The sequence below is a fragment of the uncultured Sphingopyxis sp. genome (genome assembly GCF_900078365.1).
In the GTDB taxonomy this organism is placed as follows: Bacteria; Pseudomonadota; Alphaproteobacteria; order Sphingomonadales; family Sphingomonadaceae; genus Sphingopyxis.
This window is the reverse complement of record NZ_LT598653.1, coordinates 840777-867682: the sequence shown is the minus strand read 5'-3', so window position 1 is coordinate 867682 and position 26906 is coordinate 840777. Positions and strand designations below refer to the sequence as shown.

Sequence of the window (26906 nt, the reverse complement as noted above, 5' to 3'; positions counted from 1 at the left end):
GGAGCGTCCGGCTGGCCCCGACAAGGTCACAGGCGGCGATCGGGTTGACCCGGCCGGATGTCTCCGCGGATGCGGTCGAACCGCGCGGCGACGTGGCGCGCATAAGGCAGGCCGCAATCGCGGATCATGAGGGCGTCCTCCTCCCACGCGATGATGCCGCGCCGCTCGAAATCCGACAGCGCGCTCCGCGCCGGCGCGACCTCGTCAGCATCCAGATACGCGCGCCCGTTGCATAGCAGATCGCGAATATGCCGGCCGCGCCGCTGCTCCTCCGCATCGACCCTCACCCCTCTCACCACGGCGAGCCGCCCGGCATCGGCGAGGACGCGATAGAGGCCGGACTTTTTTTCATTCTGCACGATCAGGTCGGGGAATTTGCCGATCGCGCTGGCGCCGAAGCCGAGCAGCACCGGCGTGTCGTCCTCCGTAAAGCCCTGGAAATTGCGGTTCACCCGGCCTTCGCGCGCCGCGATGGCGAGCGGGTCGTCGGCGCGCGCGAAATGATCGAAGCCGACGGGGACATAGCCGGCCGCCGTCAGGCGCCGATAGCCGAGCCGCGCCTGATCGAAGCGCAGCCGCGCGTCGGGCAAGTTCGCGGCATCGATCCGTCGCTGACGCGGGATCATATCGGGAAGATGCGCATAGCCGAAGAGCGCGATTCGGCTTGGCGCGAGGCGGATGGTTTCGTCGAGCGTCGCGTCGAGATCGGCGAGGCCCTGTCCCGGCAGCCCGTACATCAGATCGAAGTTGATCGCATCGATGCCGCGCAGGCGCAGCGCGGCGACGACGCGCTCGATATGCGAAAGCGGCTGGATGCGCCCGATCGCCTGCTGGACGTGCGGCGCGAAGGTCTGGACGCCGAGGCTGACCCGGGTGACCTGCGCCGCCGCGAGCACCAGCGCCCATTCAGACGAGAAGCCGCGCGGGTCGAGCTCGATCGAAACGTCGGGCCGGTGCGCGTCGAAGACGGTAAGCAGCAGGTCGAGCAGGCGCACCAGCTCGACCGGCGCGATCGCATTCGGACTGCCGCCGCCGAAGGCGATGCGGCGAATGCGCCCGCGTCCGCCCAGCCGCTTCGCAACGAGCGCGATCTCCGCCCTGAGCGCCGTCAGATAATCGTCGAGCCGCTGCTTGCGCCCCGCCGCGCCGGTGTTGCAGCCGCAATACCAGCAGATGCTTTCGCAAAAGGGGATGTGGACATAGAGCGAGACCGGCGTCGCCGATTCCACCGCATCGAGCGCCTGCGCATAATCGTGGGCGCCGACGTCTTCGGCGAATTCCATCGCCGTCGGATAGCTGGTGTAGCGCGGCACCGGTTTTGCGAGCAGATCGGGGTGATAGGACCACATGCGCGCATCCTATGGGCAAACGTCCGCCGCGACATTGACCGGGATCAATCCTCGTTCGTCATTGCGAGCGAAGCGAAGCAATCCAGGGCGGTTTGCGCCAACTCTGGATTGCTTCGCTTCGCTCGCAATGACGATGCCAATCCAAATCCCCAACTCCGGGGCGCGGCCCTAGCAGCAGCCCTTCGGCCCCGCCCGTTTACCGCGCCGCTCGCCGACCGCGTGGCAGGCCTTGGCGCAGTCGCGGCGCTGTTCGGGGTCGGCGGGATCGCCGGGGACGATCATCCGGTGCGATGCGCCGCCGCATGCCGGGATCGTCAGCACATGTGCCTCCGCGGCAGGCGGCTGCATCAGCGCCGCCGCGCCAAGCATCAGGACGACACCGGGCGCGGTCATCGCGCGTCCTCCTCCTCTTCCTCGACGAAGATGCGCAGCGCGGCGCCGTCGAGATCGTCGAACTGCCCGCCGCGCAGCGACCAGAAGAAGGCAGCGAGGCCGATCAGCCCGAGGCCGAGCGCGACCGGAATCAGGACAAGCAGCCCGTTCACCGCGCCGCTCCCTTCAGCCGCAGCGCGTTGCTGACGACGATCAGCGACGATCCCGACATGGCGATGGCGGCGACCAGCGGCGTCACATATCCCATGAAGGCGAGCGGCACCGCGATGATATTATAGCCGATCGCGAGCGCAAAATTCTGCCGCACGATCGCCTGCGTCCGCCGCGCGACGCGGATCGCCTGCACCACCGGCATCAGCCGGTCGCCGAGGAAGATGCAGTCGGCGGCATTCTTGCCCGCGTCGCTCGCCGAGCCGGGCGCGATCGAGGCGTGCCCCGCGGCGAGCGCGGGGCCGTCGTTGAGCCCGTCGCCGATCATCAGCACCTTGTGCCCCGCCGCCGCCTGCCGCGCGATGGCGGCAAGCTTGTCCTGCGGGCTCATGCCGGTCTGGGCGGTGAGGCCGAGCGCGCGCGCGACCGGCGCGACGGCGGCGGCGCGGTCGCCCGACAAGATGGTCGGCGCGACGCCCGCCTGTTCCAGCGCGGCGATCGTTTGGGCGGCGTCGGGACGCAGCGCGTCGGCGAAGCGGACGGTGATCGCCGGAACCCCATCGACCACAAGTTCGGTCGCCAGCGCGCTGTCGGCGGCCAGCCGCGCCGGGCGGCCGAGCGTCACGCGGTGCCCTTCCCAGAGGGCCTCGACCCCAAAGCCGGGAGTCTCGCGGATCGCCGCGACCGCGACTGGCGTCACCTCCATCGCCGTCAGGTCGCGGGTCAGTGCTTCGCTGAGCGGATGACGGCTGGCGCGTGCGAGCGCGAGCAACAATCCACGCGCGGCCGTGTCCGCCTCGTCCAGATTGGTCGCGACCGGGCGGCCGAGCGTCAGCGTTCCCGTCTTGTCGATCATCGCGCGGTCGACCTCGGCCAGCCGTTCGAGCGCCGACCCGTCCTTCACCAGCACCCCGACGCGCATCAGCGTGCCCGCCGCGACGATCTGTGCCGCCGGCACCGCGAGGCCGAGCGCGCAGGGACAGGTGATGATCAGCACCGCGACCGCGATCAGCAGGCTGTGATGCCAGCCCGCGCCCGCGATCATCCATCCGGCGAAGGCGAGCAGCGCCAGCGTGTGGACCGCGGGCGCATAATAGCGCGCCGCGCGGTCGGCGATGCGGACATAGCGCGACTTGCCCTGCGCCGCTTCGCCCATCAGCCGCGCGATGTCGGCGATCGCGGTGTCGGCGCCCGCCGCGGTCACCCGGACGCGGATCGGGGCCTCGATATTCAGCGTCCCGGCGTGGACCGGATCGCCGAGCCCTACGGCCTGCGGCGCGCTCTCGCCGGTCAGCAGCGACAGGTCGATCCGGCTGGCGCCGCCGATAATGACACCGTCCGCCGACAGGCGCTCGCCCGCCACGACGAGCATGACCATGCCGGGCTGAAGCGCGGTGGCGTCGACCCATCGGCTCGCCTCGTCGGCGCCGACGATCATCGCGCCGGTCCCCATGTTGCGGAGCAGCGCGGTCACCCCGCCGCGCGCGCGGTCACGCATCACGCTGTCGAGCCAGCGACCGCAGAGCAGGAAGAAGAGCAGCATCACGACGCCGTCGAAATAGGCGTGGGGACCGTGGGTCGCGGTTTCGTAGAGGCTGAGCGCGGTCGCGATCAGCACCCCGATGCTGATCGGCACGTCCATATTGGTCCGGCCGTGGCGCACCGCGCGCCACGCCGAACGGAAGAAGCTGCGCCCGGCATAGGCGACGGTCGGCAGCGCGATCGCCGCCGAGAGCCAGTGAAAGAGGTCGCGCGTCGCCCCGCTAGCGCCCGACCAGACCGACACCGACAGCAGCATGATGTTCATCATCGCGAAGCCCGCGACCGCGACCGCGCGCAGCAGCGCGCGGCTGTCGGACGCGCCGCCATCGACTTCGGCGGGACCGTCGCCGATCGGATGCGCCTCGAACCCCAGCAGCGAAAAGGCCCCGATCAGTTCGGGCGTGTCCGCATCGGGGGCGCAGGAGATATGCACGCGCTTCTCGGTGAAATTGACGCGCGCCGCCGCGATCCGCCGGTCGCGTACCAGCCCCTGTTCCAGCTTGGCGATGCAGCCGGCGCAGCGGATGTCGGGCACCGCGAAATCGCGCTCGACGAGCGAGGCGGCGGCGTCGGTCACTGGAGGTCGATCCGGTAGCGCGCCTCGTCGGCGCCGCGATGCACCGACAGGTCGAGCTGCCAGCGCCCGGCAGGCAGCGCATCGAGCGAGCGCAGCGTGCCGTCCGCCGCCGGGGCGAAGCGCATCGCGCGCGCGGGCGCGCGGCCGAGCGGGTGGCGAAGCGTCGCGACGACGCGCAGCCCGTCCACCGGCGCGCCGTCCTTGCGGACGATCAGCCGGACGTGGCGGCCCTCGTCGACCGCGACGCTCTTGTCCCAGCCGAGCCGGTACTGCGCGTCGGCGCGGGCGAGCCATTCGTTGTAATGCTGGCTCGCGACATAGCTGTTGTCGACGACGGTGCCGCCGAAGGTCGACAGCGCAAAGCTCGCCATCACCATATTGACGCCGATGACGGTGCCGAAGAAGGCGATCAGGATTATCGCCGCATGGCGTCCGGTGAAGGCTTTGCGCTCGCGCTTGTCGGTCATGGTTCGGTTCCCGGCCGGTCGAACTGGATGGTCTCGCGGTCGCCGCGCGGATCGTCGTCGAGCGCGCGCACCGCGATGGTGAAATCCTGCCGCGCCGGTCCCGCGCCGGGCGCGACGACGAACAGCCGCGCGCTCGTCACGCTGTCGGGCGCCAGCGGCATGTGCAGGCTCTGCCGCGCCGTTTCGCGCGATCCGCCGTCGATCCACAATCGCGCCCCGGGCAGGCCGCTGACGCTGATTTCGACCCGGCGCGGGCGGAGCTCCATGTTGCGCAGCTTCAGCGTGTAATTGTTGCGGATCGCGCCGTCGGACAGCTGGACGTAGAGCGGGCTGCGCTCGTGCTGGACGGCGAGATCGAGCCGGGTGCGCTGGCCGAGGGTGAAGAGCATCGCCAGCCCGATCGCGCCCCACAGGCCGAAATAGACGAGGGTGCGCGGGCGGAAGAGCGTCTTGCGGATCGGCGGCGCGACCCCGCCCGCCTTTTCGGTCGCGGCATCGTCGAGGGTGCAATAGTCGATCAATCCGCGCGGCCGCCCGACCTGTGCCATCACGCTGTCGCAGGCGTCGATGCACAAAGCGCAGGTGATGCAGCCGATCTGCGGTCCCTCGCGGATGTCGATGCCGGTCGGGCAGACCGCGACGCACTGGTTGCAATCGACGCAGTCGCCAAAGGCGCCGGGATTCTTCTCGGCCTTCTTGACGCTGCCGCGCGGTTCGCCGCGCCAGTCCTTGTAGGTCACGAGCAGCGACTTCTCGTCCATCATCGCGGTCTGAATGCGCGGCCAGGGGCACATATAGATGCACACCTGCTCGCGCAGGAAGCCGCCGAGGACGAAGGTCGTCGCGGTCAATACCGCGACGGTGACATAGGCGACCGGCGCCGCCTGCCCGGTCCAGAAATCGTGCGTCAGCGTCGGCGCGTCGGCGAAATACATGATCCACGCGCCGCCGGTCCAGAAAGCGACGGTCAGGTAGATCGCATATTTGACCGCCCGCTTGGCGATCTTTGCCGCCGTCCACGGCCCGTTCGCGAGGCGGATCTGCGCGTTGCGGTCGCCGTCGATCAGCCGGTCGACGTGCTGGAACAGGTCGGTCCACACCGTCTGCGGACAGGCATAGCCGCACCACGCGCGCCCGACTGCGCTGGTGACGAGGAACAACCCGATCCCCGCCATGATGAGCAGGCCCGCGACATAATAGAATTCATGCGGCCAGATTTCGATCTGGAACATGTAGAAGCGCCGGTTCGCGAGGTCGACGAGCACCGCCTGGTCGGGCGCGTGCGGCCCGCGATCCCAGCGGATCCACGGCGTAGCGTAATAGATCGCCAGCGTGACCGCCATGATCGCCCATTTGAAGCGGCGGAACGGGCCGTCCACCTTCTTGGGGTAGACGCCCTTTCGCGCCGCATAGAGCGACCCATGCTCGCCGGTCAGGTCGTCAGGGCTGACCATCGGCTCCCCGTCCTTCGGTTCCCGGCCCTTCCGCGGCCGGCGCCGGCGCCTTCTCGCCGCCGCCGAGCGAATAGACATAGGCGGCGAGCATCTTGATCGTCGCGGGATCGAGCCGGCCGTTCCAGCGCGGCATCACGCCATTGCGCGGCTGGGTCACCGTCGCCGCGATGCTCGCGCGGTCGCCGCCATAGAGCCAGATGGCATCGGTCAGCTTCGGCGCGCCGACCGTCCGCCCGCCCTCGCCGTTCGGACCGTGGCAGACGGCGCAGTTCGCCTCGAACAGCGTAGCCCCGCGCGCCGACGACGCGCTCGGCCTTTCCTGGCGGCTGATGACGCGGACATGGCTGACGACGTCGGCGATCTGCCCCGCGTCGAGGATGCCGTCGCGCCCGAAGGCGGGCATCAGGCTGGTACGCGTCGCATCATGGTCGGGGTTCCGGATGCCGTGGGCGATCGTATATTCGATCGTGGAGAGGTCGCCGCCCCACAGCCAGTCGTCGTCGGTCAGGCTGGGATAGAGCTTCTTCACCCCCGCGCCGCCCGCGCCGTGGCACTGGACGCAATGGACGCGAAAGGCAGCCGCCCCGCCCTGCACCGCCGCCTGCATCAGTTCGGGCTTCGCGGGCAGGTCGGCGATCGGGGTCGCGGCGATCGCATTCACCACCGGCGCGCGGCGCGCCGCGTCGGCCTGCATCTCCGCTTCGAGCTGGCCGCGGCTGGTCCAGCCGAGCACCCCCTCGGTCGCGCCATGGACCATCGGCCAGGCGGGGTAGAGGATGACATAGGCGATGCCCCAGACGATCGTCGCATAGAGCGACCACAGCCACCAGCGCGGCATCGGCGTGTCGAGTTCCTCTATGCCGTCCCATTCGTGACCGGACGTGCTCGTACCGGTCACTTCGTCGATGCGCTTATGATCGGCCATTGTCGTCGTCCTTGAAGATCATGTTCGCCGCTTCGTCGTGATGACGGCGCGCGCCCTTGCGAAAGGGCCAGGCGATGAAGAGGAGGAACATTGCCACCATGACGATCAGCCCCCAGCTGTCGGCGAAATGCCGCACCTCGTCATAGGTCATCGCGACGCCTCCGATGCGGCGGCGGGCACATGCGCCTGCTCCTGCGGCGCCGCCTTCTCGACATCGACCAGCGTGCCGAGCATCTGGAGATAGGCGATCAGCGCGTCCATTTCGGTCACGCGGGCGGGATCGCCGTCGAAATCGCGCACCTGCGCCTTGGGGTAGCGCTTGACGAGGTCGCCGGCGCCCGCATCGGGATCGGCCTGCGCGCGGATGTCGTCGTTCGCCTTGGCGATGTCGGTCTTGGTATAAGGAACGCCGACGCGGTAGAGCGCGGTCAGGTCGCGCGCCATGTCGCTCGCCTCGAGATCGCGATCGGCGAGGAAGGCGTAGCCCGGCATGATCGATTCGGGCACGACGCTGCGCGGGTCGATCAGATGCGCCTTGTGCCATTCGTCCGAATAGCGGCCGCCGACGCGCGCGAGGTCGGGTCCGGTGCGCTTCGACCCCCACTGGAACGGGTGGTCGTACATGCTCTCCGCCGCCAGGCTGTAGTGACCATAGCGTTCGACCTCGTCGCGGAACGGGCGGATCATCTGGCTGTGGCAGGTATAGCAGCCCTCGCGGATATAGATGTTGCGCCCCGCGAGTTCGAGCGGCGTATAGGGCCGCATCCCGTCGACCTTCTCGATCGTGTTGTCGATCCAGAACAAAGGCGCGATCTCGACGATGCCGCCGATCGCGACGGCGATCAGCGAGAAGAAGCCGAGCAGGCTGACATTGCGTTCGAGCTTCTTGTGGCTGAAGCGCTTTTCGGCGGGTTGGGTCGCCATGGCCTGTGGCTCCTTATTCGGCGGGAACGGGCGCGAGCGGACGATCCGCGGCGGCGTTGTAGGGGGTTTCGGTCATCGGCTTTTCCTCGCGGACCCGGCCCGCGAGCGTCGCCCAGACGTTGAAGACGAGCAGCAGGAAACCGGCGAGGTACATCGCGCCGCCCGCGGCGCGGATCAGATACATCGGGTGCATCGCCGCAACGGTCTCGGCAAAGCTGTAGACGAGGTAGCCGTCGGCGCCATATTCGCGCCACATCAGCCCCTGCATGATCCCCGCGACCCACATCGAGGCGGCGTAGAAGACGATGCCCAGCGTCGCGAGCCAGAAGTGCCAGTTGACCATGCGCAGCGAATAGAGCCGTGGCCGTCCCCACAGGCGCGGGACGAGATAATAGACCGCGGCGAAGGTGATCATGCCGTTCCAGCCGAGCGCCCCGGCGTGGACGTGCGCGATCGTCCATTCGGTATAGTGGCTGAGGCTGTTGAACGCCTTCACCGACAGCATCGGTCCCTCGAAGGTCGCCATGCCATAGAAGGCGAGCGCGACGACCATCATGCGGATGATCGGGTCGGTGCGGATCTTGTCCCACGCGCCGTTCAGCGTCATCAGCCCGTTGATCATGCCGCCCCAGCTCGGCATCCACAACACGACCGAGAACACCATGCCCAGCGTCTGCGCCCAGTCGGGCAGCGCGGTGTAGTGAAGGTGGTGCGGTCCGGCCCAGATATAGAGGAAGATCAGCGACCAGAAGTGGAGGATCGACAGGCGATAGCTGTAGATCGGCCGTTCCGCCTGCTTGGGCACGAAATAATACATCATCGCGAGGAAGGGCACGGTCAGGAAGAAGGCGACCGCATTATGCCCATACCACCATTGCGTCAGCGCATCCTGCACCCCCGCGAAGGCCGAATAGCTCTTCGATCCGAAGATCGTCGCCGGCACCGCCAGATTGTTGACGATGTGGAGCATCGCAATGGTGACGATGAAGCTGAGGTAGAACCAGTTGGCGACATAGATATGCGGCTCGCGGCGCTTTACGATCGTCCCGACGAAGACGACGAAATAGACGACCCAGACGATCGTCAGCCACAGGTCGACATACCATTCGGGCTCGGCATATTCGCGCGCCGCGGTGACGCCCATCAGATAGCCGGTCGCCGCGAGCACGAGGAAGAGCTGATAGCCCCAGAAGACGAAGCGGGCGGCCGCCGGAAAGGCGAGCCGGGCGCGGCAGGTGCGCTGGACGACATAGAAGCTCGTCGCGATCAGCGCATTACCGCCGAAGGCGAAAACCACCGCGGACGTGTGCAGCGGGCGCAGCCGCCCGAAACTGGTATATTCAAGCCCCAGGTTGAGCGCCGGAAAGGCGAGCTGCAGCGCGATATAGAGGCCGACCGCGAGACCCGCGACGCCCCAGAAGATGGTGGCGATGACGCCCCAGCGCACCGGATCATCGTCATAGACGCCCTCATCGGGCGGCATCCTGAGAAGACCGCGCGCCATACCCGCATAATCGGCGCGCGAGATGCGGGTCCACAGCACGATCAGGCAGGCGACGGCGACGATAACCATATGCACGGCAAAGGGCGTGTCGACGGCTAGCGCCGCAAAGACCAGCGCCAGCAAGGCGAGCCCCAGCCAGCCAGCCGCCTTGAAAACCAGATCGTCCATCATCGCGAATCCCCATTCGGCGCCGCTCCATCGGCCGCGCCCATCCAGCCCCATGGCCGCGTGCGCGGCCCGGAACATTGACCTGGATCAACGAAAAATGTTGCGGCGCATCAATGGGACGATTTGTCCCAGGCCGCGGGAGAAAAGTGCTGCGTGGAGAGGTCCGCGTTTAACCGGCGCCACGAACGGGACAGCAGGTCAGTTAAGATCACGACGCTCGAAGGCGACGGCTCAGCCCGCGATCGCCTCCATCGCCGCGCGGTCGTTGATCACGATCTCGCGGCGCGACGGCAGGTCGAGCAGGCCAGCAGCGCGCATCCGGGTGAGCTGGCGGCTCGTCGTCTCGATCGTCAGCCCCAATATGTCGGCGATCTGCTGGCGGCCGAAGGGCAGCTCGAATCCGTTCTGCGGCCCGCCGCCGCATCCCTGGCCCGACAATCGCTCGGACATTTCGAGCAGGAAGGAGGCGACCTTCTCCTCCGCCGACTTGCGGCCGAGCAGCATCATCCAGTGCCGCGCCCGGTCGAGCTCGTCGAGCGTGCGGCGCAACAGCTTGTGCTGCAAATCGGGGTGCGCGCTCGCGAAATCGTCGAAGCTCTTGCGATTGAAGATGCAGACCTCGGCATCGGTCATCGCGGTGACGCTGTAGGGGCTTTCCTTGCCGAACGGGCGGCCGATGAAATCGGACGGAAAGACGACGCCGACGATCTGCTCGCGCCCGTCGGCGGCCGCGAGGACCAGTTTCAACACGCCGTCGAGGACATTGGCGACGACCGGCGCGTCGTCGCCTTCCCACATCAGGGTCTGCCCCGCCTTGACGCGATGATTCCGGCCGAGTTTGCCGAGCAGCGCCAGTTCTTCGGCATCGAGGCTTGCGCAGATCGCCCGGTTACGGACGACGCAGGAGGCACAGTCGGTCACCTCTCCGCCATAATCGACTGCGGTCCTCGTGGGAAGGGACGATGGAGCGAGGAGCGCGCCGGTCATGCCGCGCCCGCACCGGGCGCCGGGCGCACCGCCATCGGGACATAGACGAGCAGGAACAGCAGGAACGCCGCCGCCCACAGCCCGCCCGCGGCCGCGATGACCCGCATATAGTCGAACGGCAGCAGCGGCGCGATCACGCGCAGCAGCGCGCCCGCGTGGACGAGGATATAGATGAGCACGGTCGCGCGGTCGGCCTCGAGCGGGCGGCCGGTGTGGCCGCGCGTCGCGCGCGTCATCACCGCCAGCGTCATCGCCCCCATCGCCCCGGCGCCGAGCGCATGCACCGCGCTCGACACCGGCAGCAGCGGATGCAGCGTCGCGCAGCCGAGCAGGATCAGCCCGACCGGGAGCCAGGCGTAAGAGAGGTGGAGCACGAAGACGAGCGGATCGCTGAGTGCCTTCAACCCCGCCCAGCGCACGAGACGGATCGCCTGAAGGCCGCCCGCGACGATCAACAGCCCGGCCGCAACCGAACTCGCGGGATCGGCGACCCACGCGGCGAGCGCGAGCGCCGTCGTCCCGATCACCGCCATGTCGAAACGGTTCGGCAGGATCGGCATCCCCTCGCTGCTCCCCTGCCGCATCAGCCAGTTGCGCGTGAAGGCGGGAGTGATACGCCCGCCGATCAGCGCGATCAGCAACAGGACCAGCGCGAAGCCCATATGCACCCCGAACGCCGGATCGGCGAGTGCGCCCATCATCGCGGCATGATCGAGCGCGCAGGCAGTGGCGAACAGGAAGAGGATGATCAGGATCGGCTTGTTCCGGTTGCCCGAGGCGACAATCTCGCGCGCCGCATAGGCGAGCAGGACCAGCAGATAGAGTGTGTCGAGCGCCGCGCCGACCAGCGGCGGCACCGTCGCCGAAAACAGGATCGCCAGCCGCGCCGCCAGCCACAGCCCACCGACCGCCGCGACCCGCCAGCCCGTCACCGTCGGCCGCCCGGTCCAGTTGGGCATGGCGGCGCTGACGAAGCCGCCGATCACCGCGCCGAGATATCCGAACAGCATCTCGTGCTGATGCCAGGCGAGCGGGTCCATCGCGATCGGCAGCGTCCAGCGCCCGCCGAGCGCGCCGACCCACAGCGCCACGACGACGACCGCCCACAGCGCCCCGCAACCGAAGAGCAGGCGATAGCCGCCGCGCAGCCATAGCGGTGACCCCGCGCCCGCCCCTCTTGCGTCCCCCGCGATCCTCATACCCGCCCGCCCTTCTGCCACAGGCCGAGGATCACGACCTGCCACGCGACCGCGACCCCGCCGACGATGAACACGACATCGCCGAAGGTGCGGACCCAGCGCAGCGTTTCGAGGAAGTCCTGCTGGAGGAACGCATCGCTGCGCGCATACCACATGCCGGTGGTCACGCTCGCCTCGAACTGGAACAGGCCGACCGGCAGCAGGCTGGTGAAGATCATCAGCACCAGCCCCGCGTTGAGCCCCCAGAAGCCGAGACGCATCAGCCGCTCGCTGAACGCGATCTCGGGCCGGATATAGCGCAGCACCAGCAGCGTGAAGCCGAGCGCGAGGAAGCCATAGACCCCGAACAGCGCCGCATGGGCATGGACCGCGGTGGTGTTGAGCCCCTGGAGATAGAAGAGCGCGACCGGGGTGTTGATCATGAAGCCGAAGACCCCGGCGCCGAGCATGTTCCAGAAGGCGACCGCGACGAAGCACATCAGCGGCCAGCGCAGCGCGCGCATCCACGGCGCGCGGTCGCGCAGGCTCCAATGCTCCCACGCTTCGTATCCGAGCACGATCAGCGGCACGACCTCGAGCGCGCTGAACGCCGCGCCGACCGCCATCACCGGGGTCGTGGTCCCCGAGAAATAGAGGTGGTGAAAGGTGCCCGGCACCCCGCCGACCATGAACAGCGAGGCCGAGGCGAGGCTGGCCGCGGTCGCGATCCGCTTCGACACCAGCCCCATCGAGGCGAAGATGAAGGCGATGGCGGCGGTCGCGAACACCTCGAAAATGCCCTCGACCCACAGGTGGACGACCCACCAGCGCCAATATTCCATGATCGTGATATGGGTGCGCTCGCCATAGAAGAGGCCCGAGCCGTAGAAGAGCCCGATCGCGACCGTCGAGACGGTGAGCAGCGCGAGCAGATTCTTGTCGCCGCCTTCCTTGCGGCGCAGCGCGGGCAGCATGCAGCGCAGCATCAGCACCAGCCAGAAGAGCAGTCCCGCGAACAATGCGATCTGCCAGACGCGGCCGAGGTCGAGGAACTCATAGCCCTGATGCCCGAGCCAGAAGCCGAGCCCGTCGGGCATCGCCTGCGCGATCGACAGATAGTTGCCGATGAACGACCCGACAACGACCAGGATCAGCGCCCAGAAGAGCAGGTCGACCCCCAGCTTCTGATGCTTCGGATCGCCGCCGTGGATGACCGGTCCAAGGAACAGCCCCGCCGCGAGGAAGGCCGTCGCGATCCACAGCACCGCGCTCTGCACATGCCAGGTGCGGGTCAGCGCATAAGGGAACCACTGCGACACGTCGATGCCGTAGAAGCTCTGGCCCTCGATCGTGTAATGCGCGGTGAAGCCGCCGATGAATATCTGAAAGACGAACAGCGCCAGCACCACGAACAGATATTTGCCGAGCGCGCGCTGCGACGGGGTCAGCGCCGCGAGCGTCAGCGGGTCCTTGTCCGCGGCGACGAGCGGCGTGTCGTCGTGGCGGCGCAGGAAGGCCCAGCCCCAGATCAGCGCCCCGACGCCCGCGATCAGGATGACGACGCAGGCGAGCGACCAGAGGATATTCTCGGGCGTCGGCTGGTTGCCGATCAGCGGTTCGGGCGGCCAGTTGTTCGTATAGGTGGCGACCGTCCCCGGCCGCTCGGTCGACGCCGCCCAGGCGGTCCAGAAGAAGAAGTCGGCCAGCGCCGCGCGCTTCGCGGCGTCGGGCAGGGTCCCCTCCTTCATCGCATAATTGTCGCGCATCGCGCGCAGCGCGGGATCGCTGCCGTAGAGCTTGTCATAATGGGCGGCGGTCAGCGCGATCGCGCGGGCGCGGCGGTCCGACACGGTGACGACACCCGTCGCCGGATCGAGGGCGTTATGCCGATATTCCTGCTTGAGTCGATAGGTCAGCGCCGCCTTCTGCTCGACGGCGAGCGTGTCGAATGCCTTGTCATAAGTCTCTTCGGCCGCGAGGCTCAGCCAGGCGGTCAGTTCGCGGTGCAGCCAGTCGGCGGTCCAGTCGGGCGCCTGGTAGGCGCCGTGCCCCCAGATCGAGCCGAGCTGCATCCCGCCGGTGCTCTGCCAAGCCGCCTGCCCCGCCATGATGTCGCCCTTGGTCATCAGCACCTCGCCCGACGCGGTGACGACCTGCGCCGGGATCGGCGGCGCCTTGCGGTAGACCTCGACCCCCGAGATGCCGAGAATGGCGAAGGTCACCGTCAGGACCGCGATCAACGTCCACCAGAGCTTGCGATATTCGCCCACCAGAACCCCCTGTCATTTCGAAAAATCCCGTCAGCCCGCCGCGTTTTCGTCGAACAGGATCGTCAGCAACAGCGACGTGTCCGCGATCGCCTCCACCGCGTGCGGCGTTCCCGGTTCGAGGAATAGCCAGTCGCCGGCGCGCAGTTCGACGAGCGCGTCGCCGCCCAGCCGCGCATGCCCCGCGATGCAGTAAAGCGTCAGCGACCCCGCGACCCGGTGCGGCGCGATCGAGGCTCCCGCGCGCACCACCAGATGGATCGTCTCGAAGGATGGCGTACGGGCGAGTGCCGCCGTCGCGGTCGCCGGATCGTCGAGCGCGCCGAGGCGCGCCACCTCGCCGGAGCGGACATGATGCAGCGCCATGCTCAACCCTCTCCGCGCCGCACGCGGCGGCGGACGAAGGCGCGGAGCCACCGGCCGAGGGCCTTCGCGAGACCGTCGCCGCCGGGATGCCGCGCGCGCCGCGCGTCGAGCGGTCCCGATCCGATCACTTCACCGCATTCCGGGCAGAACATCGTCCATCCTCCATGGGCCGGCTTGGCCCCTCGGCTACCGAGGATAGGCAGAGTCGCCGGCAATGAATTTGCGCTGGATCAAATTTCCCTCTTTCGGGTATCTTCCCCGGCAATTTGGTCCGGTCCGTCCTTCGTCGCGGCCGCCCCGGCGCGCTGTCGCACCGCAGTGACTCGATTATTCGGCACCAGCGAATCGTTGCGATCCATGGTCAGACGACCAGAAGAGACGGCATATTTTCCTTTCAAGGATCGTGCCCGGAGCCCGATCGGCAATAATAGCCTTTTGATCGGCAAAAGCTTTCGACGGCGCTTGTCATCGCTCCGCCGCACTGCTAGGGGCGCCCCTCGTTGCCGCTTTAGCTCAGTTGGTAGAGCACATCATTCGTAATGATGGGGCCACAGGTTCGAGTCCTGTAAGCGGCACCATAGAACTCATGGAAATGACGATTTGTGTTGCTTCGCATAGATTGAGATGGCGCGGATTTGCGCGCAAAACGCGCCTCGGAGCGTCGTTCCGGACCTAAATCCTCATACCAAAACCAGTGACCCGATCAGCCCCCGTTTGGGGGGCAAGGGAGTGAACATTGCTGGAAAATCTTGGAACGTGAGCATGTCCAAGAATGGCAGATTTTCTGGAATTTTTCAGGACCCTATAGGAAGGGTTAGTGGTGCCAGAAGAACACTCGAAAAGGACATTCAAATGACTGAATTATTTATATAAAATTTCAAAATTTCTTTCGATACCAACGTCGATACCTGAGTCAATTTTAAGGCACAGGTTCGAGTCCCTGTTGACGTGGACAAGCATGGTGTTGGGAGATAGCTCGTGACGGGTCCAAAATGGCTCCGCGCGAAAACTCCGAAGAAATTTCTGGGGCCCGACGATATCAGATAGTTAACGCGTCAGGCCGCTTGCCCCAATGTCGACAAAGCGATCTGCTCGAAACTGATCGTGTTTTGCATTTCGGGCGCATTGGGTCCGATCGACATCGGACAGACCACGCCCGGCATCGTCGCCACGTCGAACAATTCGGTGATGTGCCCCTCAAGGCGAATCCACTCGACGATATCCCCGCTTCCCAGATTTACGATCAGCACGCCGCACCAAGGTTCGGCATCGCGCGTTTTGAGTTCGCCATCGAGCAACAGACCCGCAAAGCTCCCGTTACGCGGCTTGGATACCGTCACGATCGCATGGCCATCGAAGATCGACATCCCCCGCAGAAACCCAGGACAGAAGGCGATGTCGGCTTTTTCGCCCGTCGCCGGATCGATGCGGACGATCCGACCGCGGCCACTGTCTAGCACATAGAGGTTGTCCCCGACGACGCGCGGCGAATGCGGCATGGATAACTGGTCGGTAACGATTCGATCGGACCGAACGTCAATAAGCACCCCCCCTTCGTGCCGTCGTTCGCGCCACCCCGCAATGACATCCGAGCGACTGACCGCAGTGACATACCGCGGCTGGCCATCCTGCATCGCCAGCCCGTTGAGATGGCAGCGGTCTTCAGGAGCAAGTTTCGATATGAAGTGCGGCTTCCAGATAGGTTTGAAGCTATGCCTGAGGTCTAGCGTCGCTAGGCAGCTATACTTGGTGTTCACGAAAATGACTCGGCCTTCTTCGTCGACCGCGACCTCGTGGATGTCGACGTCGCCCGTGGTTTGGCCGTTGCGTGGAACCAATACCGCATCGAATGCCTCATTTCCGACCTCACCCGGGCGCAAGATATTCTCGAGGCGCCAGAGCTGGCAGAGCGACCCCAGATAGAGCCGCCCCGGCCGCCAGCACACGCCCATCGCGCGACTGAAATTCTGCTGGTTGAACGACACTGTGCCATTGGGATGCAAGCCCACCAGAAACAGTTGCCCGGTCTGATAGCTGGTGAAAGCCAGGCTCGTCCGCCGCGCCGTCAGCCAGCCGGCCAGCCCCCGCGACACCGAGATATTTGTTTTGCCGGCCTCCGCTTCGGGCCCGGCGCCGGGCGCATAGGCCCGTCCGGTAGCCGGGGCTTGGACCGATTGCACTTCGGATGTGTCGGAATTGCTCATCATGCTCGCTCATGCAGGCAAGGCCCGGTACGAAACCGGGCCCTGCAGGGGTTCGAAATGGTTCAGAATTTGAAGCGGACGCCGACGCGGCCACCGCCACCCTTCGTCCCGCTTCCGATGGTGGCGTCGCCCTCGATGAAACCGCTCACCGGCCCCTTCGACAGGATGTTAAGCCCGACCGCTACCTCGCCATAGTCGTCGGTACGCGGCGTCACGATCGACTGGCTGACGTCACCGCTTGAAAAGAGCAGCCCCGCTTTGCCGCTGAACGCATGGACATAATTGCCGCGGGCGTACAGCACCGCCTGCGTCCCTCCCTCGCTACCCAGCGCAGCGCCGAAACGCGCGCCGATCTTGCCCGTCACCGCACTGTTGTTGTCGAAGTCGATCCGGTGGCTGAATGCCTCGATCGCGTCGATCGAACTTGTCTGCCAGGCAAGCGTCGCGACAGGTTCGATGAAGATTTTCTCCGATCCCAACCGCACGCCGACTTCGCCCTGCACGCCATAGGCATCGCCGCCGACCTTGTCGGACCAGCGCTCGTCTCCGATGCCGCCCTGCGCAGCGATCCGGTAATGGCTATACTGGCCGAGCAGGTTCGCAAAGACATGCTTGCCGCGATAGCTTGCATAGCCGGCAAGATTGAGGGCATCGAAATCGGCACGCTCGTTTCCGCCGGCAAAATGCTGCTTCGAACTCAGATAGCCGCCGGTGACCCCGAAGATCGTGCTACTGTCCTCGCTTTCCGCGCCGCCAAGGTCATAGCCCACCTGCGCACCGAAAAAGTCCTGCCGATAGTCGAGCGGCGCCCCGTCAATCGCGCTGTCACGGTCGACCACGCCCCCGAAGATCTGGCCCCACAACCGCCGGCCACCGCCGTCGGCGTCGCGCAGCTCGGCCATATGTGTGCTCCACGACTGCGCGGACTTGTCCCATATCGCCTGCGCGGCCTCGTTGAGCTTGGCAAGACGATAGGCGGAGCTGCCGACTTGCGTGCCAAGACTGTAGGTTCCCGTCGCGGCGTCATAGCGCATATTGTACCGGATGAAGCCCATGTCGGCCTTGTCGAGCTTGAAGGCGTCGGCCGCCGATCCCGCGCCGACCTTGATGATCGCGACCGGTCCCGCGAACAGCGTCGCTTTGCCCGGCAGCGTGGCGACGACGACGTTGGTCGATCCCGTTGCAGCGCCCTCCACGACCAGCTGGTCGGCCGTGGTCGCGCCGACATCGAGAGCGAGCGTCGATCCGCCCGTTCCGGTAAAGGCACCCGACAGCACCAGACGATCCCCGGCGATGCCGTTCCGCATGTCGACGGCTCCGCTATTCTCGAACCGTTCGAGACCCGCGAACGTCACCGACGTCGGCGCGCCGGCGGCGCGGCCGCCCTCAGTCGCAATTCCGGTCGACCCGATGCGAACGACACCGCTATTGACGAACAGATCGTCACCTTCGCCAAAGATCGAATCCTTGGTTGCCAGAAACTCGCCGGAATTGACCAGCACGTCTTCGCCGGCCGTCAGCCGGAGATTACCCTCGATGGTGCCGCTGTTGTCGATCCAGCTTCCTGCGCCCGGGATCGGCGTCCAGTCATAGTTATATTGGTCGACGACGAAGATCGTGTAACGGTCCCCCAGATTGCGGATCGTACCGGCATTGTTGATGACGACACCCGACTCCGATCCGACGATGATAGCGTTTCCGGGGCCGGTATAGGGATCGTCGGCCGGATTACGTTTGCCGCCGCCGATCACGGTGGCCCCCTTGGCGATATTCAGGACCGACTGCCCCGACCCGGCGCCCATTTCGATCGCAACGTGATTCTTCGCGATGACGTCGCCCGTGACGGTCAGACGGTTTCCGCCGGCCGCGGAGAGGAATATCCCGCGGCCACCCGATTCGACATTCCCCGCTTCGACAGAGATGTTTCCGAGAGCTATTGCGGAAATGCCGATGCCGGCGCCTTCGACCTTTACATCGTCGGCACGGATGCGGACATCGCCCCAATAATTGAGCCCCAAAATCCCGACCGACGGGGAACCGCTCACCGTAACCCGGGCGGCGTCGATCTCGACGGCCGGCGCCACCGCCGGTACGCTGCCGCGCGCCCGCGGAATCACCGCAACGATGCCGCCGACATTTTCGCCGATAGCGGTGACATCGCCTGTCGACACCACCTTGACGCCGCCGCCCGCATAGCTGCCCAACGCCCGGATTGCGCTTGAATAATCGCCGTTTACCGCTACCGAGCCGCTGTTGACGACCGTGGTTAGGCCGTCCCCGCGACCGAGCGCATAAAGCCCGTGCGCGAAGCTGCCCGCCGTCTCTACCCGGCCGGTATTTTTGATTGCGATAGAACCCTCGCCAAAGGCAAGGACGCCGTAGGAATAATCCCCTTCGGTACGAATGTCGCCGGCGCCGGTGACCGTGATGTCACCTGTGCGGCTGAACGCGCGCACGCCCGATGAAAAGCTGCCCCGCGTCGCAAGGTCGCCGGCCTCGACCACGACATCGCCGGTCAACGTGCTCGCATATATCCCCGTCGCGGCCTGGCCGGCCGTCGAGATGTTCGCCGCGCCGACCTTCACATCGCCATAGAAGGAAAAGGCTTCGACACCCGAGGCGCCCTCGCCCGAGGTTGCGATGGTCCCGGCGTTGACCGCAATGTCCCCCAGCCCGTAACCGAAAACACCCCGCGAACCCGTCCCGCTCGTCGAAACATTATCCACGTCGATATTCAGGTGAACGCCTTCGCTGGCACCGATCGCCATCACACCCGATGCATAGTTACCGCTGGTGGTAATGCTGTCCGCAAGGATCGCAGTCGTCGTGTCGCCGGCCTTTGGCGCGCCACCGGCATAGGTGTAGATGCCGGCCGCACCTTCGCCTGTCGTCGTGATCGACCCGATATCGACGCCGATGCCGCCATAGTTGCTGATCGCCACGACACCCGCCGACTGCTTTCCGTTGGTTTCGATGCTATCCGCCTTCACGGAAATATTGCCGGTGGGCGCCGCGGCGTAGATGCCGATCGAATAGTCGCCATGCGTCTTGATACTGCCGACATCGACGTCGATATCGGCCCGCCGGGCGGTATTGATCGCAACGACCCCGTGCGAGAAAGCGCCTTCGGTCGAAACGCTGGCCGCGGTCACGCTGATGTCTCGCGGCACCTGGCCGTTATCGTTGACAAAATTGCTGTTGGCATAGATGCCGCTCGAATAGTCGCCCTTGGTGCTGACATTCCCCGCCCTGACGATCACCGAAGCACCGACAGCCTTGATGCCGCCGGCGTCGAAATCAGGGGACGTACCAGCACCGGTGGTCGAGACGTCGCCCGCGACGACCGTCGTCGTACCGCCCGAATAAGCCGTGATGCCGCGACCACCGTCACCGCCGGTCGCAACCGTCCCTGCATCGATCGACACATCGTCCATATAGCTCCAGGCGAAGATCCCGTCGGCCCCGTAGCCGCTGGTCTTGATACTTTCCGCTTTGATATCGACCGGACCGCCATAGGCTTCAGCGCGAATGCCGCTCGCCGCCGTGCCCGTCGTCGTGACGCTATTAACGGCGATTTTGATGCCCCCGGCGCTGCCGCCGATATTGCTGTTTGCATTGATGCCGTCGGCGCGATCGCCGTCGGTTTCGACCGTGCCTGCGTCGATCGAGATATCACCATAAGCTTGTGCCCTGATGCCCGTCGAGCGCGCTCCTTCGGTCACAACCTTCTCGGCCTTGATCGCGATCGCCCCATAGGCAATTGCGTCGATCGCGGGCGCATCGTCACCCTTCGTCGCGACGGTGCCGACTTCGATATTTAGATCGCCGCCGAACGGATTGCCGACGGGATCGATGCCCGAGACGGCGACCGCGCTGACCCCGGCCGAATAGTCACCCGAGGTCGTGATGTTGCCTGCCTCGATATCGGCACTCGCGCCGAGCGCGAGCAGGTTGATGCCAGCCGACCTGCCGCCCCGTGTCGTGATCGAGCCTGCATCGACCGCGACATGATGTGCCTGACCGTCATAGCTGACGCTCTCGACCAATATGCCGGCCGAATTCTCGCCGGACGTCTCGATAACGCCGGTGCGGATATCGACCTCGCCCGAACGGATACCGACTTTCACGCCGTTGCTCGCGTCGCCCTTTGTCGCGATCGATGCCGCGTCGAGAGTCAGCGTCCCTGTGTCGATGTCCGCCTGAAAACCCGAGGCATGATATCCGTCGGTTTGCAGCTTTCCGCTAATGATGAAATTCTGGTCGGTGTAGAAGCCACTCGTCAGGATTGCGGGCGAATTATGGCTGCTCGTCTCCACCGAACCGATCGCGGCATCGACCGACCCACGGATGGTTCCGATCCGTATACCGATCGTATCGCGGCCATATTGCGACTCACCCTTGGTTACGACGTTATCGACCGTCAGCGAAATATCACCCCAGCCGGACGCAATAGCGACACCGCGCGAGCGGTCACCCTCGGCAACCACTTGGCCAAGATCGATCGTCAAATCCCCGCCCGACCTGATGGCGACGGCCGCCGAGCTGACGCCATGTGTGATCACCGTATCGGCGGTCAAGACGACCGCTTGCCCCTCGTTATATTGCCAATAGGGCCCGCCCATATAAACACCGGTGGACGAATTGCCGTGCGTCTCTACGCTCCCAAGATCAATCGAGGTCGACTTGGTCGGGTCGTAATTGACAACATTCACACCATTGGAGAAGTCCCCGCGCGTGACAACGCTGCCCGCCGACACGTCGACGTCTCCATAGTAGCTGACCGCGCCAAGGCCGACCGAGCCCACGCCCGTCGTTTCCACCGTTCCGGCATGCAACGAGACATTTCCGAAACCGCCGGCATAGGCTCCCCAGCTATTGTCGCCCGATGTGCTGACGCTACCGATTTCGACCGAGGTATTGCCCTTTGTGAAATTCGTCGCGATCAGCCCGTCCGACGAATGGCCGCGGGTTTCGATATTGTCGGCCCGGATCGTCAGGTCGGCGGGATCCGACAGGATCGGCAGACCGGTATCCTCATCATAAGCCGGTCGCTGACCAGCCTGTCCGTTGACGCCGACCGAATTGTCGCCGGTCGTGCGCACGTCACCGACATCGATCGTCACCTCGCCGTTCGATACGGCGTGAATGCCGGTAGCATATGAGCCTGACGTTCGTACCGACGCCGCCGACACATTGATCGGGCCGGCATAACCGGTTGCATGAATGCCGAACGCGTTTCCACCCTCGGTTACGACCTGCCCGGCCTCTACGCCCACCGAGCCATTCGCCGAACCCGCGACGATCCCGTTGGCCGCGTCGCCGGTTGTCAGGACATCACCGATCTGGATCGTGGCATTGCCGTCCACTGCGATCGCCACCGCACCGATCGCGCCGGTGCCCTTCGTCGTGACCGATGCCCCGGCGGCATCGACCGTAACCGATCCGCCGGTAAAATTGGTCAGCGTGACCCCATGCTGATAGTCGTCGTCCGTGGTCAGGACGACGCCCTCATCGAGGTGTATGGTGAGGTCTTCCGGATCCGCAACCGCGGTCTCGACGCTTGCACCTTCCACCTTGTGAAGCGGAGCGCGGAGCATTGAAATATCGGGGTTCGCCTGCGCAGCGACGGGAACCCCCGTGACCAGCAACGCCGCTGCTGCGCCGGCAAGGCACGTGCCCAGTCCCAGGCCGACGCGGCGCGACCGTGCGCGATACTGATGGTGCGATGCAATGCCGAAGCCCGAAAACTGCTGCAACGTCAAACTCCCTGTCATCCGGTTCGGGGTCCGACGTGCAAAGCCGTTTCAAACGAAACGAACGGACCCGATGATGACAGAACGACGTCGGTTCGAAGACACCTTATGGTCGACGAAAATATTCTGCTGCATGACCTTAGAAGGCCGCGTCGAAACCGATCCGGATCGTTCGCGGACGCTGCGGCGTCGCCTGCGGGTGATAGATGCGATAGGGCGTTCCAATCGCGAAACGGTTCGAAGCGGCATCGGCAAGATTGGTAAATTCAAGGCTGAGCCCGCGACGCGTATCGCCGACGCGGAGCGTTAGGTGATCGTCGATATAATCGCCTTGCCCCGCGTCGAGCCTTGGCCCTGCCCCGATCCGCGAGCCACCGACATAGCGGACATCGGCGGCGAGCTTCACGCTCAGATCCGCGCCCAGCCGCCATTCGCGGCCCACGCTCGCTTGAAGTCCGATGTTCGGGACGTTCGGCAACCGCGCCCCGCGCACAGCAACCGTTCCGATGTTCGAACGCGTCAGCCGACTGCGGGCCACGAAGCCCCCACCGCTCAAACTCCATCCGCTGGGTGATCTCCAGTCCGCCCGTGTCTCGATCGATGCAATCCCGCCATCGCCGATATTGACCGTCATCAGGTCTCCCGACTGCGAGACGATTTCAGCCAGAATTCCATGCCACCGCGCATAAGAGGCGGCGATCGCGACCCGAACGCCGCCGCCCAGTTGCAGATGCTGCCCGATTTCCCATGATCGCAGCCGGTCGCCACGATAGATTTCAGGGATAGGCCCGGCCAAACCGACACCCCCAGGTCTGAATCCTTCCTGATAGCGCGCGTACAACATCATATTGTTCGAAGGGCGCACAGACAGTGCCAGGCTGGGGAGCACGCGCAGATCGCTGCCGGAAAGCTCGACGCCGAGGGGTTTCCCATTTCCCGGGAGCGTGCTGAGATCGCCCTTCGCCCACGCCGTGCCGTGAAGCCGTATCCGGCTAAGGCGAAAGCCGCCGGTCAATGCGACCCCGCGCGCAACACCCACATTCGCTTCACCGAAAAGTGCTAACTCTCGCGAGCGGTTGGCGGAACTCTGCCGCTGCGCCGCAAGACCTTCGCCATCCCCGTTTGCCCGCCGGATCAGGCTGTCGCTATCGAGAAAGCCGATACCGGCAACCCAGCCGGTGCCGTCCGGGCGCCGGCTCGAAAGACGCGTCTCGCCGACGATGAGTTTCGATCGGGCGCGCTGCGTCACCACGAAAGGCGCGATTTGCTTTCCATCGTCGAACTGCTGCGTGCCTGCCCGCCGCACCAAGGCAAGGCTGGAAACCAGGCGAACGTCACCGAAATCCCGCTCGACCGCTACATTCGCTTGCCGGTAGCGGCTAACATATGCCTCGCGCGCCAGACTCGATCGGCTGAGCTTAGCTCCCTCACGATCGGTCCACTGGCTGTCATCGGCATCGATCGATTGGAATATACCGCCGACATCAATCGTCCACCCTCCCGCATCGACGCGCATCGCAGCTCGCCCGCCCCGCACTGTCACCCCGTTGATGTCCGAGAGACCGAGCAACGGGTTATCGATATAGCCGCCCTCGCGCGCAGAATAGCCCACGACGCGCAGGCCAGCGGTGCCCTTTACGAGCGGAATATTAAATACCGCTGCCATATCTCCGCCCATCGCGCCATGCGCGACTTGCGAAACCCCGGCGCCAACGCGACCTTCGATCCGGTCGAGCCGGGGCCGGTTCGAGACGACCCTGATCAGCCCGCCGATTGCCCCTGCGCCATAGAGCGTCCCCTGCGGTCCCTCGAGCAATTCGACTGCCGCAATGTCGTAAAGGCGAAGATCGGGATCGGGACCATTATGGTTGATCTGGACATGGTCGAGATATTGCGCTGTTGCGACCTGACCCTGGCCATGGAAGCTTGAATCGATGATGCCGCGGACGAACAATTTGTTGCGCCCCGGGCCCAAATGCGTCGACCCGACGCCGGACAGCCGCCGCACAATTGCCTCGCCGCCGGGAGCAATGCCGTTGGCGAATGAATCGCCCGGCAGGACCGTGACCATCCCCGGAATATCGGCCAGGAGAATATCGCGTTTCGAGGCGGTCACGATTATCTCCGCGGGCCGGACTGGCGCCGCCGGGCGCGCGGCAGGCGGCGCTGGCCTCAGCGAAGCGCGTACTGCCATCGCCCGCGGCCTTCTCACGATATGAAACAACCCGCCGCGCCCGCGCCGCCATGTCGCAGGCGTCCCGCGCAACATTTGGTCCAGCGCGGCCTCGGCGGCCATTCGTCCGCGAACCGGCGACGTCGCGATACGGTGGAGCGATGCATCGTCGACCCCGATATCGATACGCGCCTGCCGCGAGAGTGCCGCGACAGCTTTGCCGAGCGGGCCCGCCGGCACGTCGATATCCGCTGCCTCGCCCGCAGCCTGCGCGGCAACCGGCGCCGCCAGCAAGATCATACCGGCAGCGACTCTCATTTCGAACCCGAAGCAGGAGCCTCCAGAATCCAGCCGTCGTCGGTCGCGCGCACTGTCAGCCCCATCAGAGCCGCGGCACGACGAAGCGTGTTGGCATCACGATTTCCGAGCGCGAAGCCACCGCTGAAAAGGCGTTTGGAAACCGCCGGATCCACGGCAATGTCCTGACCCGTTAATCGCGAAAGATCGGCAGCTACTGCCGATACATCGACCGCCGTATAGCTCAACCGTCCGTTCGCCCAGGCAGCGACGTCGGCCGGATCGACGCGCCCTTGCACGAGGCGGCCGTCTGGGCCGATCCGCAAAGTATCGCCGGCGTTCAAGTCGCGCCTCGCGCCGCCGCCAATATAACGCACAGCGCCCTCTGCCACTTCGACACGAACAATCCCGTTCTGCCGCGTCACCGAAAAGACGGTCCCCAGATCGACGAGCTCGGCTTCACCGACGTCGACGCGAAACGGTCGAGCAGCATCATGCGAGACGGTGAAGCGCGCGGCGCCCTCCTCCAGCCGCACGCGGCGGGGTACCTTGCGATCGAGCATGAGCTTCGAACGCCCGTCGAGCAGGATGTTGCTTCCGTCGTCCATCGCGATGCGCCGCGGTTCGGCGGACAGGGTTTCGATCGGATAGCTGCTGTCCGCGGGTGGTACAAAGAGGATCAACAGGATCGATGCCGCGAGCGCGAGCGCGCCTCCGACAAACCACTTACGCGTCGATGCGCGCTCGGCAGGCGGAGGAACCGACGCCGCTGGGCGCGGCCGTGCCAAAGCGTCTTCCACGTCAGCGTCGGCAACGGCCATATCCCAATAAATGTCCGCCGCCCGCGCGTCGTGCGCCATCCATTGTTCGAACGCCTGCCAATCCGCGGCATCGGCTTCGCGCAGTCGGATCACCCACCGGAGCGCCTCTTCGCGCAGCCTTTCCGGCGCCTTGCGCGACGCGATATCAGACATCGTCGCCCGCCCTCCGAAACGCTAGCAACGCTGCATAAGCGCGGCGCAGGTGCTTTTCGACCGTACTCAGGCCCATCTCAAGTTCATCGGCTATGGCCCGCTGCGTCTGACCCTGCAGACGATGCCGACGAAAAATATCCGCACCCGGCTCACCGAGCGCGTCGATGGCCTCGTGGATAGCGCGCACTTCGTCGATCGCAAGCAGGCGTCGCTCGCTGTCCGGTTGCGCGCAACGGCCGGAGACATCGCCCACCGCCTCCGCCCAATGCGTATCGCGATGAACGAGACGGCGCGACGAACGCCGACGATCGATCACCAGATTGTGAAGCGTCCGGTAAAGATATGATATCGCCTCCGCCGGCATCGGCCGGTCGAGCGAGCGAATCCGGATCCATGCATCGTGCAGGATATCCTCGGCGTCTTCCCCGGCACCGATCCGGCGGAGGAACGCGAGTAGCCGGACGCGTTCGTCGAGAAAAACTTCCTCGAGCGAGCTCCCACGCCGATGATCATGCGCAATCGTCTCAGACAATTTTCGATGCGTTCCCGGTAAGCTGTCGCGGGACTAGGTAAAGAGCGCCCTTATCGGTGTCCAGCCGCTTGCCCGCTCCGGCAGGCGTATTTCACGGGAAGGCTTGGGATTTTCGTGGGGGAAGAAAGAAATGGAGACTTGAGGTGGACGGTCGCGCTGACGGACAAAACGGCCATTCCTTTCGGGTTTCTTGGAAGATACCCGACCATGGTCCTTTGCCGTGATCTTGATCTCCTGACGAGGCCGGGCACGAAGCTCGACAGTTCGCATACGGCACCTATGCCGTTCGATGCGCGAAGGGCACCCGAACGTTGTTATCGCGAAGGCTCCCTCGCAATCTCGGCAATAACACCTATCCGATAGTATATTCCTCCTGCTCCCTCGATCCAATCGACCGAAAGCGGCGAACTACATAGCCTCCGGGGTGTCGTAATTGACGGCACTTTGGAGGATCGAGATATGAAAGCGGGTTCGTCCTTTGCAAGGCGCTGCGGCGAGCGGTGAATATCTTGTCGCCGCGCACCTCCCCTTCCCGTCGGTTGGCCGCGTCGCCGTCGATTGCGACGCCTTCCGGGATTTCCGATCGCTCCCCCAAGCTCTCCCCCGGGGCGCGTGTTCGCGGCATTGCAGGAAAATGCGCCCCAACCGGCCAACCGGACGATGCAAACCTGATGCCGAAAGGCAAGAAATGTACAAGACTGAACCGGAGCATCGCTCCCCCC

General features: G+C 65.4%; 20 protein-coding genes and 1 tRNA gene. 1 reads left to right on the top strand and 20 read right to left on the bottom strand.

Features of this window, described 5'->3' with window-relative positions; translation table 11 throughout:
• Positions 1-26: 26 nt before the first annotated feature.
• The 15 genes from hemN to QZL87_RS03755 form a co-directional block, all read right to left on the bottom strand.
• Positions 27-1349 carry an oxygen-independent coproporphyrinogen III oxidase gene (gene hemN / locus QZL87_RS03825; protein WP_295323932.1) on the bottom strand — a complete coding sequence of 441 codons (1323 nt, stop codon included), beginning with the start codon at positions 1347-1349 and terminating at the stop codon, positions 27-29.
• Between the two features lie 168 nt (positions 1350-1517).
• The gene (locus QZL87_RS03820) at positions 1518-1742 is read right to left on the bottom strand and encodes a hypothetical protein (RefSeq protein WP_295323929.1); all 225 of its coding nucleotides are present in this window, start codon (positions 1740-1742) and stop codon (positions 1518-1520) included.
• Positions 1739-1894, bottom strand: a complete 156-nt coding sequence (gene ccoS / locus QZL87_RS03815) for a cbb3-type cytochrome oxidase assembly protein CcoS (RefSeq protein ID WP_295323926.1) — start codon at positions 1892-1894, stop codon at positions 1739-1741. Before ccoS ends, QZL87_RS03820 begins: the two co-directional genes overlap by 4 nt.
• A complete protein-coding gene (locus tag QZL87_RS03810; protein WP_295323924.1) occupies positions 1891-4011 on the bottom strand; it encodes a heavy metal translocating P-type ATPase in 2121 nt (706 codons plus the stop codon). The genes ccoS and QZL87_RS03810 overlap by 4 nt, the downstream gene beginning before the upstream one ends.
• Entirely contained in the window at positions 4008-4478 is a 471-nt protein-coding gene (locus QZL87_RS03805) for a FixH family protein (protein ID WP_295323922.1), read from the bottom strand. The genes QZL87_RS03810 and QZL87_RS03805 overlap by 4 nt, the downstream gene beginning before the upstream one ends.
• Positions 4475-5932 carry a cytochrome c oxidase accessory protein CcoG gene (gene ccoG, locus QZL87_RS03800; RefSeq protein WP_295323921.1) on the bottom strand — a complete coding sequence of 486 codons (1458 nt, stop codon included), beginning with the start codon at positions 5930-5932 and terminating at the stop codon, positions 4475-4477. Before ccoG ends, QZL87_RS03805 begins: the two co-directional genes overlap by 4 nt.
• Positions 5919-6857, bottom strand: a complete 939-nt coding sequence (gene ccoP / locus QZL87_RS03795) for a cytochrome-c oxidase, cbb3-type subunit III (protein WP_295323919.1) — start codon at positions 6855-6857, stop codon at positions 5919-5921. The genes ccoG and ccoP overlap by 14 nt, the downstream gene beginning before the upstream one ends.
• Positions 6844-7008, bottom strand: a complete 165-nt coding sequence (locus QZL87_RS03790; protein ID WP_295323916.1) for a cbb3-type cytochrome c oxidase subunit 3 — start codon at positions 7006-7008, stop codon at positions 6844-6846. Before QZL87_RS03790 ends, ccoP begins: the two co-directional genes overlap by 14 nt.
• Entirely contained in the window at positions 7005-7781 is a 777-nt protein-coding gene (gene ccoO, locus QZL87_RS03785) for a cytochrome-c oxidase, cbb3-type subunit II (protein ID WP_295323914.1), read from the bottom strand. Before ccoO ends, QZL87_RS03790 begins: the two co-directional genes overlap by 4 nt.
• 13 nt (positions 7782-7794) lie before the next feature.
• Positions 7795-9453, bottom strand: a complete 1659-nt coding sequence (gene ccoN / locus QZL87_RS03780) for a cytochrome-c oxidase, cbb3-type subunit I (RefSeq protein WP_295327160.1) — start codon at positions 9451-9453, stop codon at positions 7795-7797.
• A 231-nt stretch (positions 9454-9684) separates the two neighbouring features.
• Positions 9685-10374 carry a Crp/Fnr family transcriptional regulator gene (locus QZL87_RS03775; protein ID WP_295323912.1) on the bottom strand — a complete coding sequence of 230 codons (690 nt, stop codon included), beginning with the start codon at positions 10372-10374 and terminating at the stop codon, positions 9685-9687.
• 62 nt (positions 10375-10436) lie between these two features.
• Entirely contained in the window at positions 10437-11639 is a 1203-nt protein-coding gene (locus QZL87_RS03770) for an NnrS family protein (RefSeq protein ID WP_295323910.1), read from the bottom strand.
• Positions 11636-13888 (bottom strand): nitric-oxide reductase large subunit, encoded by a 2253-nt coding sequence (locus tag QZL87_RS03765; RefSeq protein ID WP_295323907.1) that lies wholly within the window; start codon positions 13886-13888, stop codon positions 11636-11638. Before QZL87_RS03765 ends, QZL87_RS03770 begins: the two co-directional genes overlap by 4 nt.
• Before the next feature lie 30 nt (positions 13889-13918).
• Positions 13919-14251 carry a cupin domain-containing protein gene (locus tag QZL87_RS03760; protein WP_295323905.1) on the bottom strand — a complete coding sequence of 111 codons (333 nt, stop codon included), beginning with the start codon at positions 14249-14251 and terminating at the stop codon, positions 13919-13921.
• 2 nt (positions 14252-14253) lie between these two features.
• Positions 14254-14403 (bottom strand): hypothetical protein, encoded by a 150-nt coding sequence (locus QZL87_RS03755; protein WP_295323902.1) that lies wholly within the window; start codon positions 14401-14403, stop codon positions 14254-14256.
• A 350-nt stretch (positions 14404-14753) separates the two neighbouring features.
• Between QZL87_RS03755 and QZL87_RS03750 the strand changes: the two genes are divergently transcribed.
• Positions 14754-14829 (top strand) — tRNA-Thr (locus QZL87_RS03750).
• A 477-nt stretch (positions 14830-15306) separates the two neighbouring features.
• On the opposite strand, the gene QZL87_RS03745 is transcribed toward QZL87_RS03750, so the two are convergent.
• The 5 genes from QZL87_RS03745 to QZL87_RS03725 form a co-directional block, all read right to left on the bottom strand.
• On the bottom strand, positions 15307-16458 hold the full coding sequence (locus QZL87_RS03745) for a TIGR03032 family protein (protein WP_295323900.1): 1152 nt from the start codon (positions 16456-16458) through the stop codon (positions 15307-15309).
• Positions 16459-16517: 59 nt separating this feature from the next.
• Positions 16518-22211 carry an autotransporter domain-containing protein gene (locus tag QZL87_RS03740; RefSeq protein ID WP_295323898.1) on the bottom strand — a complete coding sequence of 1898 codons (5694 nt, stop codon included), beginning with the start codon at positions 22209-22211 and terminating at the stop codon, positions 16518-16520.
• A gap of 136 nt (positions 22212-22347) precedes the next feature.
• Entirely contained in the window at positions 22348-24699 is a 2352-nt protein-coding gene (locus QZL87_RS03735; protein WP_295323895.1) for a TonB-dependent receptor, read from the bottom strand.
• Positions 24696-25652: a FecR domain-containing protein gene (locus QZL87_RS03730; RefSeq protein ID WP_295323893.1), complete on the bottom strand. Its 957-nt coding sequence runs from the start codon at positions 25650-25652 to the stop codon at positions 24696-24698. Before QZL87_RS03730 ends, QZL87_RS03735 begins: the two co-directional genes overlap by 4 nt.
• The gene (locus tag QZL87_RS03725) at positions 25645-26184 is read right to left on the bottom strand and encodes an RNA polymerase sigma factor (protein ID WP_295323891.1); all 540 of its coding nucleotides are present in this window, start codon (positions 26182-26184) and stop codon (positions 25645-25647) included. The genes QZL87_RS03730 and QZL87_RS03725 overlap by 8 nt, the downstream gene beginning before the upstream one ends.
• Positions 26185-26906: the final 722 nt, after the last annotated feature.

Coding starts and splice junctions, on each gene's coding strand:
- hemN (WP_295323932.1), bottom strand. CDS start 1,349: ATGTGGTCCTATCACCCCGATCTGCTCGCAAAACCGGTGCCGCGCTAC.
- QZL87_RS03820 (WP_295323929.1), bottom strand. CDS start 1,742: ATGACCGCGCCCGGTGTCGTCCTGATGCTTGGCGCGGCGGCGCTGATG.
- QZL87_RS03805 (WP_295323922.1), bottom strand. CDS start 4,478: ATGACCGACAAGCGCGAGCGCAAAGCCTTCACCGGACGCCATGCGGCG.
- ccoG (WP_295323921.1), bottom strand. CDS start 5,932: ATGGTCAGCCCTGACGACCTGACCGGCGAGCATGGGTCGCTCTATGCG.
- ccoP (WP_295323919.1), bottom strand. CDS start 6,857: ATGGCCGATCATAAGCGCATCGACGAAGTGACCGGTACGAGCACGTCC.
- QZL87_RS03790 (WP_295323916.1), bottom strand. CDS start 7,008: ATGACCTATGACGAGGTGCGGCATTTCGCCGACAGCTGGGGGCTGATC.
- ccoO (WP_295323914.1), bottom strand. CDS start 7,781: ATGGCGACCCAACCCGCCGAAAAGCGCTTCAGCCACAAGAAGCTCGAA.
- ccoN (WP_295327160.1), bottom strand. CDS start 9,453: ATGGACGATCTGGTTTTCAAGGCGGCTGGCTGGCTGGGGCTCGCCTTG.
- QZL87_RS03770 (WP_295323910.1), bottom strand. CDS start 11,639: ATGAGGATCGCGGGGGACGCAAGAGGGGCGGGCGCGGGGTCACCGCTA.
- QZL87_RS03760 (WP_295323905.1), bottom strand. CDS start 14,251: ATGGCGCTGCATCATGTCCGCTCCGGCGAGGTGGCGCGCCTCGGCGCG.
- QZL87_RS03755 (WP_295323902.1), bottom strand. CDS start 14,403: ATGTTCTGCCCGGAATGCGGTGAAGTGATCGGATCGGGACCGCTCGAC.
- QZL87_RS03745 (WP_295323900.1), bottom strand. CDS start 16,458: ATGATGAGCAATTCCGACACATCCGAAGTGCAATCGGTCCAAGCCCCG.
- QZL87_RS03735 (WP_295323895.1), bottom strand. CDS start 24,699: ATGAGAGTCGCTGCCGGTATGATCTTGCTGGCGGCGCCGGTTGCCGCG.
- QZL87_RS03730 (WP_295323893.1), bottom strand. CDS start 25,652: ATGTCTGATATCGCGTCGCGCAAGGCGCCGGAAAGGCTGCGCGAAGAG.